This window comes from Roseibium sp. MMSF_3544 (assembly GCF_030732845.1).
In the GTDB taxonomy this organism is placed as follows: domain Bacteria; phylum Pseudomonadota; class Alphaproteobacteria; order Rhizobiales; family Stappiaceae; genus Roseibium.
Genome location: NZ_JASHKA010000001.1, coordinates 356313 through 371481, shown reverse-complemented (window position 1 = coordinate 371481; position 15169 = coordinate 356313). Strand labels below are relative to the sequence as shown.

Here is a 15169-nt window from a genome sequence, read left to right as displayed (position 1 = left end):
ACGTCCGTCGTGATCGCTCGTCTGCCCTTCCCTTTCAGTCGCCATTCGCCCGCACAACGCTGGCGAAGCCATTGACGTGCCTGCAATAACGGCGAAGCTTAACGAAAGTAGTTAACACTTCAAGAATCATCCAATTAACCAATTAACCAAATAAATTTACAATAATCGTTCATAGATATTTTAGGTTAAACTACGCTAACCAAATAAATTATCATTTAATACAATATCGCGCGACAGAGTTCAGCTGTCATTCAGGAAGAATGGCGTTTCAAGCAGAAGGAACTCTGTAATGACTGGAATTACTCTTTCAAGTGCAGTTCGCACGAACCTGAACTCTCTTCAGGCAACATCTGACCTGATGAGCACGGTTCAGGAGCGCCTCTCCACCGGAAAGAAAGTCAACTCCGCACTGGACAATCCGAACTCGTTCTTCACCGCGAAAGGTCTTGAGAACCGCGCAAGCGATCTCAGCACCCTGCTCGACGACATGGGCCAGTCGGTCCAGACTCTGAAGGCAGCGGACCAGGCGATCTCATCGATTTCCGATCTTGTGGATGCCGCAAAGGCGAAAGCCAACCAGGCTCTGCAGACGTCAAGCCAGTCCGAGCGCAAGGACTTTGCGGCCGAGTATAACGAGCTTCTGACCCAGATCGAGGATCTGGCGAAGGACGCAGGTTACGGTGGCAAGAACCTGCTCGGCGGTTCCGGCAACGACCTGTCGGTCATCTTCAACGAAGACGGATCGTCGGACCTGACGATTTCCGCTGTCGACTACACCGACACAACCAGCTCGACCGGTCTGAACCTGTCCGATCTGGCAGCGGCCGCAGACGGCACCAGCACGGCTGCCTTCACCAACGGTTCAGCTGGTGCTACCGCACTTGCTTCGGGTGCTACCGTTGTTACGGACGATGATTTCACCGCAGGCGACACCCTGACGCTGTCCGACAGCACGGGTACAGAACTTGCGACCCTTGAAATCACCGCCAGCACCACGGTCGCAGACGTTGCTGACTTCATCAACGACTCGAACTCCGACGTCAGTGCGGCGACTTCGGCTGGCGGTGTTGATGTCACGACATCGATCGATCTGAGCCTGTCTTCGGATGCATCCGGCTTCACGGACATTTCGATCAGCGCCGGTACGTCAAACGGCTTTGCCACTGACGCAAACATCGAGGCAACGCTGACCAGGCTGACAAGCGCACAAAACACGCTTCGCGCCCAGGCGTCGACGTTCGGTACCAACCTCTCCATCGTGGAAAACCGTCAGGACTTCACCAATGCCCTGATCAACACGCTGGAAGAAGGTGCCGGCAAGCTCACCCTGGCGGACACCAACGAGGAAGGCGCCAACCTGCTGGCTCTCCAGACTCAGCAGACCCTGGCCTCCACGTCCCTGTCCCTGGCAGCTCAGGCCGACCAGAACGTTCTGCGTCTCTTCTAAGCTGAAAAAGACGCAGCCGCTGAACTGACGGCAAATCAAAACAAGGCACGGCGGACGCACTGTCCGCCGTGCCTTCTTCATTCCAACCGGATTTCCCTTTGGTAACAGCGCGTTAAGGTTAAATCCCGCTAACCAATTATCTTTACAGCTTGTTCTCAATTTCAGCCGTTTGATGAGCACCGAACCCAGGAAGGGTTCTTGTATCTCGTATTCCTAGAAGGGAAACAAAATGCCTGAAATTACCATTTCAAGCGCCGTGCGCGCGAACCTCAATGCTCTCCAGTCAACATCTCAGCTGATGAGCTCCGTGCAAGAAAGACTTGCAACGGGCAAGAAGGTCAATTCGGCCCTTGATAATCCGAATTCCTTCTTCACGGCCAAGGGCCTTGAGAACCGCGCAAGCGACCTCAGCACCCTGCTCGACGACATGGGCCAGTCGGTCCAGACCCTGAAGGCAGCGGACCAGGCGATCACGTCGATCTCCGATCTTGTGGATGCCGCAAAGGCGAAAGCCAACCAGGCTCTGCAGACGTCGAGCCAGTCCGAGCGCAAGGATTTTGCAGCCGAGTATAACGAGCTTCTGACCCAGATCGAGGATCTGGCGAAGGATGCCGGCTACAAGGGCAAGAACCTGCTTGGCGGTTCCGGCAACGACCTGTCGGTCATCTTCAACGAAGACGGCACGTCTTCCTTGTCGATTACCTCGGTCGATTACACCGACACAACCAGCTCGACCGGTCTGAACCTGTCCGATCTGGCAGCGGCCGCAGACGGCACCAGCACGGTTGCCTTCACCAACGGTTCAGCTGGTGCTACTGCACTTGCTTCGGGTGCTACCGTTGTTACGGACGATGATTTCACCGCAGGCGACACCCTGACGCTGTCTGACAGCACGGGTACAGAACTTGCGACCCTTGAAATCACCGCCAGCACCACGGTCGCAGACGTTGCCGACTTCATCAATGGCTCGAACTCCGACGTAAGTGCGGCGACTTCGGCTGGCGGTGTTGATGTCACGACATCGATCGATCTGAGCCTGTCTTCGGATGCATCCGGCTTCACGGACATTTCGATCAGCGCTGGCACGTCAAACGGCTTTGCCACTGACTCAAACATCGAGGCAACTCTGAGCAGGTTGACCAGCGCGCAGGACACCCTGCGGGCCCAGGCGTCGACATTCGGTACCAACCTTTCCATCGTGGAAAACCGTCAGGACTTCACCAATGCCCTGATCAACACGCTGGAAGAAGGTGCCGGCAAGCTCACCCTGGCGGACACCAACGAGGAAGGCGCCAACCTGCTGGCTCTGCAGACCCAGCAATCGCTCGCTTCCACGTCCCTGTCCCTGGCAGCTCAGGCCGACCAGAACGTTCTGCGTCTCTTCTAAGACCAGCAGAACCAGCAAACAAAACGAAAGGCGGGCCCAGGCCCGCCTTTTTTGATTCCGTTCAGGCACTTACCCCCGGGACATGCCCGGGCGGATCACACCCTCCCCCACATTCCCGGTTTCCTGCCGATTTTCCGAGCACACTCAACGCGTTAACACCTCGTTAACCGTATAATGCCATCCAATTAACCAATGATTAGGGTTAACGGGAGATGATCCTAATCAACCTGCTCAGGACGAGCAGCAGTACTTGTGACCCAGGAAAGGGAAAAGACGATGCAGGACATCACCCTGTCAGCTGCCGTGCGGCAGAACCTTCTCACGCTTCAATCCACCGCAGACCTGATGTCCGGCGTCCAGAACAAACTGGCGACGGGACTCAAGGTCAATTCGGCGCTCGACAATCCGAATTCCTTCTTCACGGCATCCGGTCTCAGCTCTCGCGCCAGCGACCTGAGCAACCTGCTCGACGACATGGGTCAGTCCCTGCAGACGATCAAGGCGGCTGACAAAGGTATTCAGACGATTACCGATCTGGTCGAATCCGCGAAAGCGAAAGCCAACCAGGCCCTGCAGACCCAGAGCCAGTATGAGCGCAAGACGTTCGCACAGCAGTACAATGACCTGCTCGAGCAAATTGAAGATGTCGCGAAGGACAGCTCCTACAAGGGTAAGAACCTGCTTGCCGGTGACGGCAACGACCTGACCACGATCTTCAACGAAGACGCAACTTCGAAACTCACCATCGAAGCGGTCGACTACACCGACAGCTCCCTCTCCCAAGGTCTCAATCTTTCTGACCTTGCCGAGGGCCAGGGCGGCGCGACCTCGTTCCAGATCCAGGGTGGCAAGACCACGATCACGCTGGAATCGTCAACCGGCGGCCCGAGCCTCAACACGAGTTCGTCTCTGGCTGACTCCACGCTCATCGCCGGAACGAACACGATCACCCTTTATGACACGACGGCAACCGCAGCCGCCATCTCCGGTGGCACGCTGGCTGCCAGTGGCGCGACGGTTCAGGACCTGATCGACAACCTGAACGGTATCGCCGGTGTCCGGGCGGAATTCGATGAAACCAACGGTGCATTGACCATCTATTCCGACGAAGACCTTGCGGTCAGCACGGGTACGGCTGGTGCGGCATTTGCCTCTGTTGACGGCACGGCCTTCACAACCACCACCCAGACCCTGGTGGACTCCGGTTCCTTCGCAGTCGGCGACACGCTCACTCTGACCGACGGCAACAACTTCGAACTCGGTTCGCTTGAGATCGAAGCGGATACGACGGTTGATGATCTGGAAAACTTCGTCAATGACTTCAACGGCATAAGCGCCGACTTTGACTCCTCTTCCGGTCAGCTCAACATTCAAAGTGAAACGGACCTGTCACTCACAAGTGACAATTCGAACTTCGCGACTTCCGGCTTTACGGCAAACAGTACGGGCGTGAGTGTCGCGGCCCTCAGCGACAGTGGCTTCGCGACGGACAACGACATCAACCGGGTTGTTGACCGACTGAACACCGCACTCTCGAACCTGAGATCGCAAGCATCCGAATTCGGTACCAACCTGTCGACTGTTGAGATACGGCAAGACTTCACCAAGACGTTGATCAATACTCTTCAGGAAGGTGCAGGTCTTCTGACCCTGGCCGACACCAACGAGGAAGGTGCAAACCTTCTGGCCCTTCAGACCAGACAGCAGCTTGCATCGACATCACTGTCCTTCGCGTCGCAGGCGGACCAGACGGTGCTATCCCTCTTCTAAGACTAGAAGAATCAGTCAGACGCACGACTCACAATCTGACAATCAGAAACGGCGGGCCCCTAGCCCGCCGTTATCGTTTTGTGCTGCGAATACAATCGGATGCTCGAAAATTTTCGCTTTGTTTTTCAGTTAGTTAAAAGAAAGCTTTTGGTAACTTTTATTTACATCGCGTTAATCAGTGCATGACCGATTAACTTTCCATTTAGTTTTACGTCAAAGGTGCGCGCATGACTTTGCGCACTTGGTGACACCCACTTTGGGTCTGAATAGGAAAAGCGGTGATGTCTGATATTGTTCTATCAAGCGCAGTCCGGGACAATCTCCTGTCGCTCAAGCAAACGGCGGATCTCCAGTCTGTCACTCAGACGCGGCTTGCGACAGGGTTGAAGGTCAACACGGCACTCGACAATCCCAACTCATTCTTCACGGCTCAATCGTTGAATGACCGGGCCAGCGATCTTGCCAACCTTCTGGACAACATGGGTCAGGCGGTTCAGACCATCAAGGCGGCCGACAAGGGCATCACGTCAATCACCAAGCTGGTCGAATCGGCAAAAGCGATTGCCAATCAGGCACTTCAGACATCCAGCGAATACGAGCGCAAACAATTCGCGTCGCAGTATAATGACATCCTCGAGCAGATTGAGGACATGGCCCGGGACTCCAGCTACAAGGGCAAGAACCTTCTCGCCGGTCCAGGCAACGAACTGGAAGTCATCTTCAACGAGGACAGCACATCCAATCTCACCGTCAATCCGGTAGACTTCACCGACACGACACTGGATGACGGGCTCAATCTGGACGACCTCGATACTGGTGGAACCGGCACATCGTCGTTCAATCTCTTCGGCGGCAGTACGACAATCGCAGTGACCGGCCTGCAGGCGTCCTCCAATCTGACCGATCTTGGGGCATGGTCCACAGGCGACCAGGTTGAAATCACGGACAGTTCCGGCACCACGACGCTAACCGTCGGAACCGACATCACGACTGTGCAGGACTATGTTGATGCCCTCAATGATCTGAACGGCATCCATGCCAGCTTTGACGAGGCGACCGACTCGATCTCAATCACGTCAGGTGGCGACAACACGATCTCCATCTCGAAAAACACCGCAGGCGGCGGTACAGCGACCAACGGCGGCAGCGGAACCGGCACCACGTCCCTCACCGTTGCCGCTCTCACGGCTGCCTCAACCCTCATCAGTTCCGGCGGTTTCCAGGCCGGTGACACGATCACCATCACGGACGGCAACGATTTCGAGCCGGCTTCGATTGAAATCGACGATGAAACCACAGTGAACGACCTTGTAACGTTCATCGACAATGTGAAAGGCCTGGACGCTTCGTTCTCCGGCGGCAGCATCAGTCTGATCGGCGAGGTTTCGTTTGATATCACCAGCAGCAACACCGACTTCAACCGCACCACGCTCGGCAGCACCACCGGTACGGTCGGCCTGACGGCGGCGGCCTCTGAATTCAAGTCGGATACGGACATTGACCGCACGCTGCAGGCGATCAACGCGGCGCTTGATGAGCTGCGCTCGGCAGCCCGGTCCATGGGGACGTCGCTCTCTACCGTTGAAATCCGGACAGACTTCACGCAGAATCTGATCAACACACTGGAAGTCGGCGCGGGTGAGCTGACCATCGCTGACATGAACGAGGAAGGTGCGAACATGCTTGCTCTGCAAACGCGGCAGCAGCTTTCGTCTACCGCCCTGTCGCTCGCCAACCAGGCCGACCAAAGCGTCCTGAGCCTGTTTGGTTAACATCAGGGGTTAACATCAGTACAGTATCGGCAGCGGTCGTTAACCAGTTCGTTAACGTTTGAAAGCGATACTCAAGCGTGGAGGTCAAGGAATGGCGCTCAAGGTCGAATTAAAACCGGGCGAGCGGATTATCATTGGTGACAGTGTCATCACAAATGACAATCAGCGAACCCGTCTCTTTATCGAAGGCCAGGCTCCCATTCTGAGAGAAAAGGATATTCTCACGCCTGCGACCGCGGATACGCCTGCAAAACGGGTCTATTTGGCCGTTCAGCTGATGTATCTGTCTACTGATCTGGAGAGAATTCAGGAGAATTACTTCACTCTCGTCAACGACATCGTAAAAGCCGCGCCGAGCACGATACCGTATGTTACCAGGATCAGTAACGCCATCCTAACCGGCGCCTTCTATAAAGCACTGAAAGAAGCACGCAAGCTCATCGAGTACGAAGGGACGCTGATCGGTCATGTACAAACAGGCAGCGCAAGCTTACCAGAAAACGAGCCAGGTGGCGGTGTCACCGAGAGAGCTGGAAGCGAATCTGCTGATGAAAGCCGCAGCCAGGCTGCAGCTGATCAAGGATGAATGGAGCGAGGCCTCACTCGCCGAAAAAGACGATGCATTGGTCTACAATCGCAAGCTCTGGAGCATTCTCGTAACGTCAGCCACAAGTGACGAAAGCCAGCTTCCGCAGGATGTGAAGAACAACATAGCTTCCCTGGCGGTTTTTGTTTTCAAACAGACGATTACGGTGATCACCACGGACGACGCCGAGAAGATGAATTCTCTCATCAGCATCAACCGGGCAATCGCCGAAGGACTTCGGGCACGCGCCGAAGCCGAGTAATCCCTGCTTCAAAAAGTTGAAAGCCGGCGCGTTGAGCGACCGGCTTTTGTTGTTAGATATCTGGCTGAAAGCAATACGCGCAGAACTACCGACCTCGTCAGATGTAATCCGACAGGCTCAGATTGAACAGGATCGATGACGCGCGGTAAGACACTTCGAGGTTGTTCTGAAGTGTCAGGATCTCGGCAGCAACCTGGTTCTGGTCAATCCCTTCGATCTCGGCAATCGTTCCTTCATATGTGCTTTTCATCTGCACATGCCGTTCGCTCGTCAGTGAGACTGTCCTGTGCGTGATCGCAATGTCCGTTGATATGTCGACGATACCCGACTGATCCACACCGACCGGCTGCAGCAGGCTGCGCAGGTTTGAGGACAGTGCGTTGTAGTATTCCTCGTCGGTCTGCGTTCCGCCGGAAAAGTCAGCGGCAACAAAGGTCGCCAGAGACTGAACCAGTTCCTGGAGCGCCGTTTCGTTGGCCCTGACGCCATAACTCGCGGTCAGATTTGAATCGATGACGGCGTTCTTGTCTGCGCGCGCATCGGTCGTAGCGGTGTTTCTGCCCGTATACCATTCAACGGTCGTTGATCCGCCAGCGATCTGAGCCGTTGCCGTGTCATAGGGAGGACCGTCGACGCGCTGGGGCTCTTCGCCGCCGAACGTCGTGAAAAACTCATCTGACGCCCATTGGTCCGATACGGCTCTCAGCGTTGTTTGCGCCTGGTTTTCGATTTCGGCCGTTATTTCGGCAAGAAGGTTTTGTGCCGTTTCCTCAAGATCCGCACCGATCGCGAAAGTACCCTCAGCCTCGTTCGTCGAAGCTGCCGTGAACTCGATCGACACGGTCTCTGTGTGATCAGGAGGAAGGGTCAGCTCAATCGTGATTGTTTCGCCCAGAGCGGGCTGGCCGGTAAACTGAACATCGAAACTGTCGGGATCGGCTGCCAGCGGCCCTGTGATCGAGGCATTGCTGAGCGTTGACGTAACGCTTGAAATATCAAACCCGAAGTCATGCGCACCGTCTTCGGCGATTGTGAAGGTGGAGTCCGTCGGAACACCCGCCGCGTAATTGGTCGTGAGTGCCGAGATCGACAGACGTCCGTTGTTGGATGCTCCCAGATTTGCCTGGCTGTATTCGTCGAGAAAGGCAGACAGGCCGTCCAGCCCTCCCGATCCGTTCAGGATCGCGTCTAGGTTCGCAACCGGATCGGCGATGGAGTCGGTTCCGCCGAAAATGTAGTAGCCGGCAATTTCCGTATTCAGAATATTGAGCGTTTCGGTCAAAAGAAGCTCGGCACGCGACTGGGTTTGCGTCTGGCCATCGCTCTGGATAACGAAATCATTCGTATCCATCGCCGACTTGGAGTCCTGCCGGATGGTTTCCAGCCGCTCAAGCGACAGTGACAACGTTTCCAGATGCAGGTTGGAGATCGTGATGGTCTCCTGATAGCTCTCGATGAGACTGACCTTCTGTGTCAGCTGGATATCCAGAAGCCGGTTGTCGCCGATCTCGCCATAGGTGGTGCCAACCTTGCCAGTCGCGAGCTGGGTCGTCTTGTCTGTCAGCTGGTCATTCAACTGACCGAGCTGCAGCGTGAGATAAGAGCGTGAGGTTGTGATCGACGACAGGGTCATGATGCACCTTAAACGATGTTCAGAAGCTCTTCGAAGAGCTCCTTGATTGTCTGCATGACCCGGGCATTGGCCGCGTATGCGTTTTCAAGCTGCACCATGAAGGCAAGCTCGGTATCCAGATCCACCGCGTAGCTCTCCTCGTAACGGACGGCCAGATTGATGGTCAGGGTTTCTTTTGCGGTGGCGTAGGTCTTGGCGTCTTCAGCCTGATTGCCCTGGAACGCGATTGTCTGGTTGATGTAGTCCGTCACAGTGCCTTCGAAAGGCGTCGCTGCACTGCCGATCCCTGCGCTCGGATCAAAGTAGACGGTTTCAGAGTTCAAAGCGTTGAGCAGATGCTCAGGCCTCGCGGGATCGTTTGTTGTGTTTGCGGTTGGCGTCGTCTGGTAGTTCACCAACAAGCTGCTGTCAGCGAGAAGGTCCGGATTGACACTGATCCCGCTCGCATAACCAACCCGCTGGCCGCCATCTTCAAGCGCGTCCGAAAACGTCTCCGTGCCGACGCGCTGATCGACAAAGATGGCCAGCCCCAAACCTGCATCCGTGCTGGATGTGACGGTCACATCGGCAGTCAGGCCTTCCACGCTCGTCGGTGCGGTCGTATCGCCCAAGATCCGCAACTCGTCCGAGCCGTTGTTGCTGACCTGCAGCCCCGTTGCAGCAAGGGCTGCCGAGATATTGGTGATGTAGGTTGCCGGCAGGCCGCTCGAAATGTCGATACCGAAGACCGTATCGTTCGGGTTCGAGGTTGATGAGTCGTCCAGAGGCAACAGGCTTGCATCGGAGACCGCCATCAGCGTAACGGTCTGCGCCACACCTGAGGTATCGGTATATTCGAGAGTGATCGTGTTGCCGGGCTCAAGCGATGACACATCGAGGTCAAATCCCGTGTCTGCCCCGACGGTTACCTCTGAGCTTTCAACCGTGACATTGGAAAATGCGAGTGAAATCTCCGCCGCGATCGTGTCGAGCTGCTTTTGCGCCTCGACCAGGATTTCGTCCCTGAGTTCGGCGGTTGCCACCATCGCCCCGGACTTGGAGGCGGCGATGACATCGTAAGTCGAGCCGCCAGGCGTGGTCGCGACAACCGTCTGACCCGACACGCCCGGCTGCAACAAATGCGTTGTTGAGAAACTCAGCGTCGAAGCCTGGCCATCGGAGTAAAGCTGCTGTCCGTCGGAGGTCTGGATGAACAGCGTGTTGTTTGTGCCTTCGGAAACTTCAATGTCGAGATAGCCGGAAAGCTGTTCGATCAGCCGGTCGCGCTCGTCCTCCATGTCGGCGGTCGAAACGTTGGACTGGGTCGCGTCCCGGATGGCCGTATCGATGTCTTCGATGCTGGTCAGAAGATTGTTGACTGTCTGCGTCTGCAGCGACAGGGAATCGTCAGCCTCTTGCCTCAGATCGGCGATCCGCTCGTAGGCGCTGTTGAGTTCACGCGCGAAAGCGTCAGCCGCGGCAACCACCTCCTGCTGCGCGGTATAATTCCCCGGATCGTTCACGAGCGTGGCAAGCGACGACGACAGGTTGGTGATCAGCGACGAGAGCCCGCTGTTGTCGTTGATCGTGCCGAAGATACCGTCGAGCCGTTCGGTGAAATTGGCGATCTGCTTGGCGTAGTTGGTATCGGCGAGAGAATCGAAATAGTCCGCCTGGATCTGCTCATCGAGAATTCGAGTGAGTTCCGTAGCGACCAGGCCCGCGACATTCCCCTGCCCGTCGAAATAGGCATTGGCGGCGATGGTCTTCTTCGTGTAACCGACCGTGTCGGCGTTGGCGATATTGTTCGCCGTCACATCCAGCTGACGCTGGTTGTACGTGATGCCGAAGACCGCAGTGTTCAGGGCGCTTGTCAGACCCATAGCGGGTACTCCTTCAAGGAACGCTACTTCGCCGGTGCGTCCGGCGGGTCATGACCCGCCGGAAAGGATGTCATTACCGGACCATGTTGAGCGCATCGTCCAGCATCTCATCGGCCGAGGTGACGATCCGTGAGTTGGCTGAATAGGCCTGCTGCGTGATGATCAGCTTGGAGAACTCGTCCGCAATATCGGCGTTGGAAAGCTCCAGGTTGTTTGACAGGATCTGCCCGCCACCGGTCAGGTCTGCCTCGCCTGAAGACGTGGTGGCTGAAAACGCCGCACCGTCGACCCGCTTCAGGTTCTGCTCGGCCTCAAAGGTTGCCAGTGGGATCTCGTAAACGGCGCGCTGCTGGCTGTTCGAGTAGCTCGCGATGACGCGGCCCGATTCATCAACGGCGACCCCCGTCAACTCACCTGCCGGGTATCCGTCCTGGTCCAGCGCAACCGAACTCGCGGTGCCGTCGGGGTCCGAATACTGTGTCAGGGAGTTGTTGGCGAAGGAAAACTCGACGCCCGAGGCGGTCGTGCTGTTGATGGTAAGCGTTGCGATGTCGAAGCCGTCGCTGGTCGAATTGACCGCGCCGATGGAACCGGCGGTCATGTTGGTAAGGGCACCCGTGCTGTCGAACTCAAGATCGCCGACGTCGTAATAGGCCGTCGTCGCATCGCCGCCAGAACTGATATACATCGTCCAGGTGTCGTTGACGGGAACCGACGTGTCCTCGTTGACGGTCTTGGCATAGCGGACTTCCACGTTCATCGCCGTGCCGTTCTGGTTGTAGACGGTGATCGACCCACCGGAGATCGAACTGTTCAAAAAGTCTGTTTCGTTGGCAACCGCAACATCACCGGTGCCGACGGCAGCAGCCAGCAATGCCGTGGAAGCGGTCGAGCCGTCATAGTCGTTGGTGTCGGGAATGCGCGGCAGGTTGGCCTGATAGTCGACTTGCGTGGTTGCCGAGGCCGCAAGCGGCTGATTTTCGATCCGGATCACGGACGGATCGTCGCCGACCGCATTTCCTGTTGTCGGATCAAGCGGAAACCCTTGCAGGTAGTAACCGGCACTGTTGACGAGATAGCCGTCCTGATCGCGCTCAAAATCACCTGCACGGGTGTAGAAAGTCTCGTCGGCAAAGGTCGTCGAGCCGTCCACCACATCGGCCGCCTGGGTGACGACGAAGTATCCCTCACCGTTGATCGCCATGTAGGTATCGACATCGGACTGGCTGATGTCGCCCTGGATGGTGTTGGTGGCGCGCGACGTTGCAACCGTCGTCCCGGAAACCTGGGAGCCTTGTGTCGCCCCGCCGCCGGAAACGAGATCGGAAAATGTCGTGTCGAGACGCTTGTATCCGGTTGTCTGCGAGTTGGCGACGTTACCGGAGATATTCTCCAGCGCGGTTGCCTGCGCGGTCAGTCCGGAGACAGCCGAGTTGATAGCCCCATAAATACCCATTTGTGGTCCTCTTGATAGATCGGACGTTGCGCACGGGCTTTCGCCCATAATCGCCCCTTCTCCGCAAGGCTTGTGCCAAGTCAACCAAGAGCGAGATTAGTCATTTCGTTTCAGACACTTGTAAGAAATCCACTTCCCCAAGGCCTTTTATTCCAACCCGGCAAACCCGGACGCGGCAGGCAATTTCTTCCCCTCGGCCCGGCAAGACTGTCCCCTCAAAGGCCGACGGTCCACATCCTGCATTTTGAGGACTTGCGTCCGGGCGCTGCGCCTGCCAATTTCCGCCGGACACATGAAAGACGGACGGCCAGATGCGTTTTGAAGGAACTGAAAACTACATTGCGACGGAAGACCTGCGGGTAGCGGTCAATGCTGCGGTTGCCCTGGAGCGGCCCCTTCTTGTGAAAGGTGAGCCCGGCACCGGGAAAACGGTCCTGGCGCAACAGGTGGCGGCCGCCCTGAACACGCAGCTGATTGAGTGGCATGTGAAATCCACCACCAAGGCGCAACAGGGTCTTTATGAGTATGACGCCGTCTCGCGCTTGCGCGACAGCCAGCTGGGCGATGAGCGGGTCAAGGACATCAACAACTACATCCGCAAGGGCAAGCTCTGGGAAGCCTTCGAGGCGTCGGAAAAGCCCGTCCTCCTGATCGACGAGATCGACAAGGCCGACATCGAGTTTCCAAACGACCTCCTTCTGGAGCTCGACCGGATGGAGTTTCACGTCTACGAGACGGGCGAGACCGTGCAGGCCAGACAGCGGCCCGTTGTGATCATTACCTCGAACAACGAAAAGGATCTCCCCGACGCCTTCCTGCGCCGGTGCTTTTTCCATTTCATCAAGTTCCCTGACGCGGACACGATGGCAGAGATTGTTGAAGTCCATTTCCCCGGAATCAAGAAACGCCTCCTGTCTGAGGCCCTCAGGCTCTTTTTCGATGTACGCGATGTTCCCGGCGTCAAAAAGAAACCGTCGACATCCGAACTGATTGACTGGATCAAACTCTTGCTGAACGAGGACATCGATCCGGAAACGCTTCGTCAACAAGATGGCGGCAAACTGATCCCACCGCTTCATGGCGCCCTTCTGAAAAACGAGCAGGATGTCCATCTTTTCGAGCGCATTGCGTTCATGGCCCGCCGCGAGCGGACCTGAGCCGGAGGACGGAATTGACAGCAAAACCTGGCATCGAGATTTTTTCCAAACGCACCGGGATACGGGTTCATAAATGAAACCGTCCTCTGGGGTCGCAAAATGGTTGCTTTGGGGTGTCCTGACCCTGTTCGGCTTGGCCGGCATCACCGCCCTGCCCTCTGCCGCGCAGGTGCCGCCCGAGAAGGAAGCCGGCTGGCAAAGTGACGTCAGCGGCCTGCGCCACTTTACCGGCCTTCGCTGTCCGGACGTGATTGGTCCCTTCTACCGGATCAAGGTGATCGAGGGCGATGCCACGAGCCTTGCCGGCTGCATCTATACGGGCCGGGACGGTATGACCGCGGTGCTGAGGCAGCATCTTCAGGAGACAGGCCGGCGCGAAGCGTTGAAATTTTCCCGAAATTACAAGGCCGCAGGGTTTGAACCGGTCAAACTCAGCGGTGCATCCGCGACCGGTATTTCCTTCAGAACCCGGAACTGGACCGCCACGGCCCTATACGAAACGCTTTGGTATTTTTCCGGCAACAACGCGGATTTCACGCTCTGGCTTTCCTATACGTTGCCCTCGCAGGAAGGCGAGATCGGTCCAACCATTGCCGCCTTCACTCAGGCGCTCACGCAGCAAAACTGAAATTCGCAATTGCTTAGTGGGGCTCCCGTCATTTATTGAGACGGGACACAAATAATATGCGAAGAAGCTCGACATGCGGCTGCTCCTGCTAAGACACGCGAAATCCGACTGGGGAGATCCCCAGCTTGACGATATCGACCGGCCCCTGAACGCTCGTGGCAAAGCCGCTGCAATCACGATGGCGCGCTACCTTCGCGATGAGAAACTGATGCCAAGCGTGATCCTCTGCTCGACATCGCAGAGAACGCGCGAAACCCTTGCACGTCTGCTTCCCTACCTGCCGCAGGAAGCCTACATCCAGCTGATTTCCGATCTCTACTGGCAGAGCGAAAACAACTACAGCCCGCTTATCCGCAAATACGGCGGCAGAGCGCAAACCCTGATGGTGCTCGGCCACAATCCCGCAACGGAGGAAACCGCCTACGCACTGACGGGCACCAGCGCACCCGATGCCCTGCCCGACATGCAGGAAAAGTTCCCGACCGCAGCACTCGCCGTCCTCGATTTTGACATTTCCGACTGGTCCGAACTCGGCACCGGCACCGGTCACCTGGAACGGTTCGTCAAGCCGAGAGACCTAAAGAGCGACGACGACTGATCGAAAGTCAGCTGCTCAGGCTATGCCAAGCGTACATCGCCGCTTATGCGGACGGAGACAGCTGGGATTTAATCCGGTTCAATCGCGAGCTGACATAGTCGCCGCTCCGTAATTTGCGGATCTCGTTGCTGCGTCGCGCCGGTGTCGATTGGAACGCATACCAGTCTCCGCCCGGTGCCTTGCGCTGATAGATGGTGTTGCCGTTTTTGCGATGATCGAAACACGTGACGGCAGGCGCCGATCCATCGGCCGCATACCAGGTCGCTCGGAAGCACAGGGAACCGTTCGACTTGATGAACCAGTTGCCCTCTCCATACGAAGCGTTCCGACCACTACCGGAATACGCGGTAAAGGCCCGCTTGCTGTTGGCGAAGTAACCTGCACCATCGCTCCAAATCCAGGATTTGTTGGCGTAGAGCCCAAAGACCTCATCCACGCTCATCGGGCTCGCAGCTTCCGCTGCTGCATTAACAGCATCCTGCGTCGCGGCCTGCACTCCGGTCGAAACGCCGGCGGTTAGGGCAAAACCCGCGATAGACACCGCAGCAGCCAGCGCAGTCAGTTTGCTTTTCATGTGACATCTCCTTTGAGTTGTATCTTGTCTTGAGTTA

Annotated in this window: 13 protein-coding genes; 9 read left to right on the top strand and 4 right to left on the bottom strand. The window is 56.7% G+C overall.

From position 1 onward, the window contains the following. The first annotated feature begins 289 nt into the window (after positions 1–289). The 6 genes from RBB47_RS01665 to flaF all read left to right on the top strand — a co-directional run bounded on the left by RBB47_RS01665 (position 290) and on the right by flaF (position 7224). Complete coding sequence (locus tag RBB47_RS01665; RefSeq protein WP_305983978.1) at positions 290–1447, top strand: flagellin; 1158 nt, start codon at positions 290–292, stop codon at positions 1445–1447. 229 nt (positions 1448–1676) lie between these two features. Continuing rightward, on the top strand, positions 1677–2834 hold the full coding sequence (locus RBB47_RS01660; protein WP_305983977.1) for a flagellin: 1158 nt from the start codon (positions 1677–1679) through the stop codon (positions 2832–2834). A gap of 276 nt (positions 2835–3110) precedes the next feature. Beyond that, entirely contained in the window at positions 3111–4604 is a 1494-nt protein-coding gene (locus RBB47_RS01655) for a flagellin (RefSeq protein WP_305983976.1), read from the top strand. A gap of 281 nt (positions 4605–4885) precedes the next feature. Continuing rightward, positions 4886–6376: a flagellin gene (locus tag RBB47_RS01650; RefSeq protein ID WP_305983975.1), complete on the top strand. Its 1491-nt coding sequence runs from the start codon at positions 4886–4888 to the stop codon at positions 6374–6376. A gap of 91 nt (positions 6377–6467) precedes the next feature. Beyond that, the gene (gene flbT / locus RBB47_RS01645; protein WP_305983974.1) at positions 6468–6962 is read left to right on the top strand and encodes a flagellar biosynthesis repressor FlbT; all 495 of its coding nucleotides are present in this window, start codon (positions 6468–6470) and stop codon (positions 6960–6962) included. Continuing rightward, a complete protein-coding gene (gene flaF, locus RBB47_RS01640) occupies positions 6844–7224 on the top strand; it encodes a flagellar biosynthesis regulator FlaF (protein ID WP_305983973.1) in 381 nt (126 codons plus the stop codon). The genes flbT and flaF overlap by 119 nt, the downstream gene beginning before the upstream one ends. Before the next feature lie 97 nt (positions 7225–7321). Here the strand turns inward: flaF and RBB47_RS01635 are convergent, their stop codons facing one another. The 3 genes from RBB47_RS01635 to RBB47_RS01625 all read right to left on the bottom strand — a co-directional run bounded on the left by RBB47_RS01635 (position 7322) and on the right by RBB47_RS01625 (position 12175). Continuing rightward, positions 7322–8857: a flagellar protein gene (locus RBB47_RS01635; RefSeq protein ID WP_305983972.1), complete on the bottom strand. Its 1536-nt coding sequence runs from the start codon at positions 8855–8857 to the stop codon at positions 7322–7324. Positions 8858–8865: 8 nt separating this feature from the next. Continuing rightward, the gene (gene flgK / locus RBB47_RS01630) at positions 8866–10719 is read right to left on the bottom strand and encodes a flagellar hook-associated protein FlgK (protein WP_305983971.1); all 1854 of its coding nucleotides are present in this window, start codon (positions 10717–10719) and stop codon (positions 8866–8868) included. A 73-nt stretch (positions 10720–10792) separates the two neighbouring features. Continuing rightward, positions 10793–12175: a flagellar hook protein FlgE gene (locus RBB47_RS01625; RefSeq protein WP_305983970.1), complete on the bottom strand. Its 1383-nt coding sequence runs from the start codon at positions 12173–12175 to the stop codon at positions 10793–10795. A 311-nt stretch (positions 12176–12486) separates the two neighbouring features. Between RBB47_RS01625 and RBB47_RS01620 the strand changes: the two genes are divergently transcribed. The 3 genes from RBB47_RS01620 (at position 12487) to RBB47_RS01610 (ending at position 14558) form a co-directional block, all read left to right on the top strand. Further along, positions 12487–13332 carry a MoxR family ATPase gene (locus RBB47_RS01620; protein ID WP_305983969.1) on the top strand — a complete coding sequence of 282 codons (846 nt, stop codon included), beginning with the start codon at positions 12487–12489 and terminating at the stop codon, positions 13330–13332. Between the two features lie 73 nt (positions 13333–13405). After that, positions 13406–13960: a hypothetical protein gene (locus RBB47_RS01615; protein WP_305983968.1), complete on the top strand. Its 555-nt coding sequence runs from the start codon at positions 13406–13408 to the stop codon at positions 13958–13960. 73 nt (positions 13961–14033) lie between these two features. Further along, positions 14034–14558: a histidine phosphatase family protein gene (locus tag RBB47_RS01610; RefSeq protein ID WP_305983967.1), complete on the top strand. Its 525-nt coding sequence runs from the start codon at positions 14034–14036 to the stop codon at positions 14556–14558. A 43-nt stretch (positions 14559–14601) separates the two neighbouring features. On the opposite strand, the gene RBB47_RS01605 is transcribed toward RBB47_RS01610, so the two are convergent. Then, a complete protein-coding gene (locus RBB47_RS01605; protein WP_305983966.1) occupies positions 14602–15132 on the bottom strand; it encodes a DUF995 domain-containing protein in 531 nt (176 codons plus the stop codon). Positions 15133–15169: the final 37 nt, after the last annotated feature.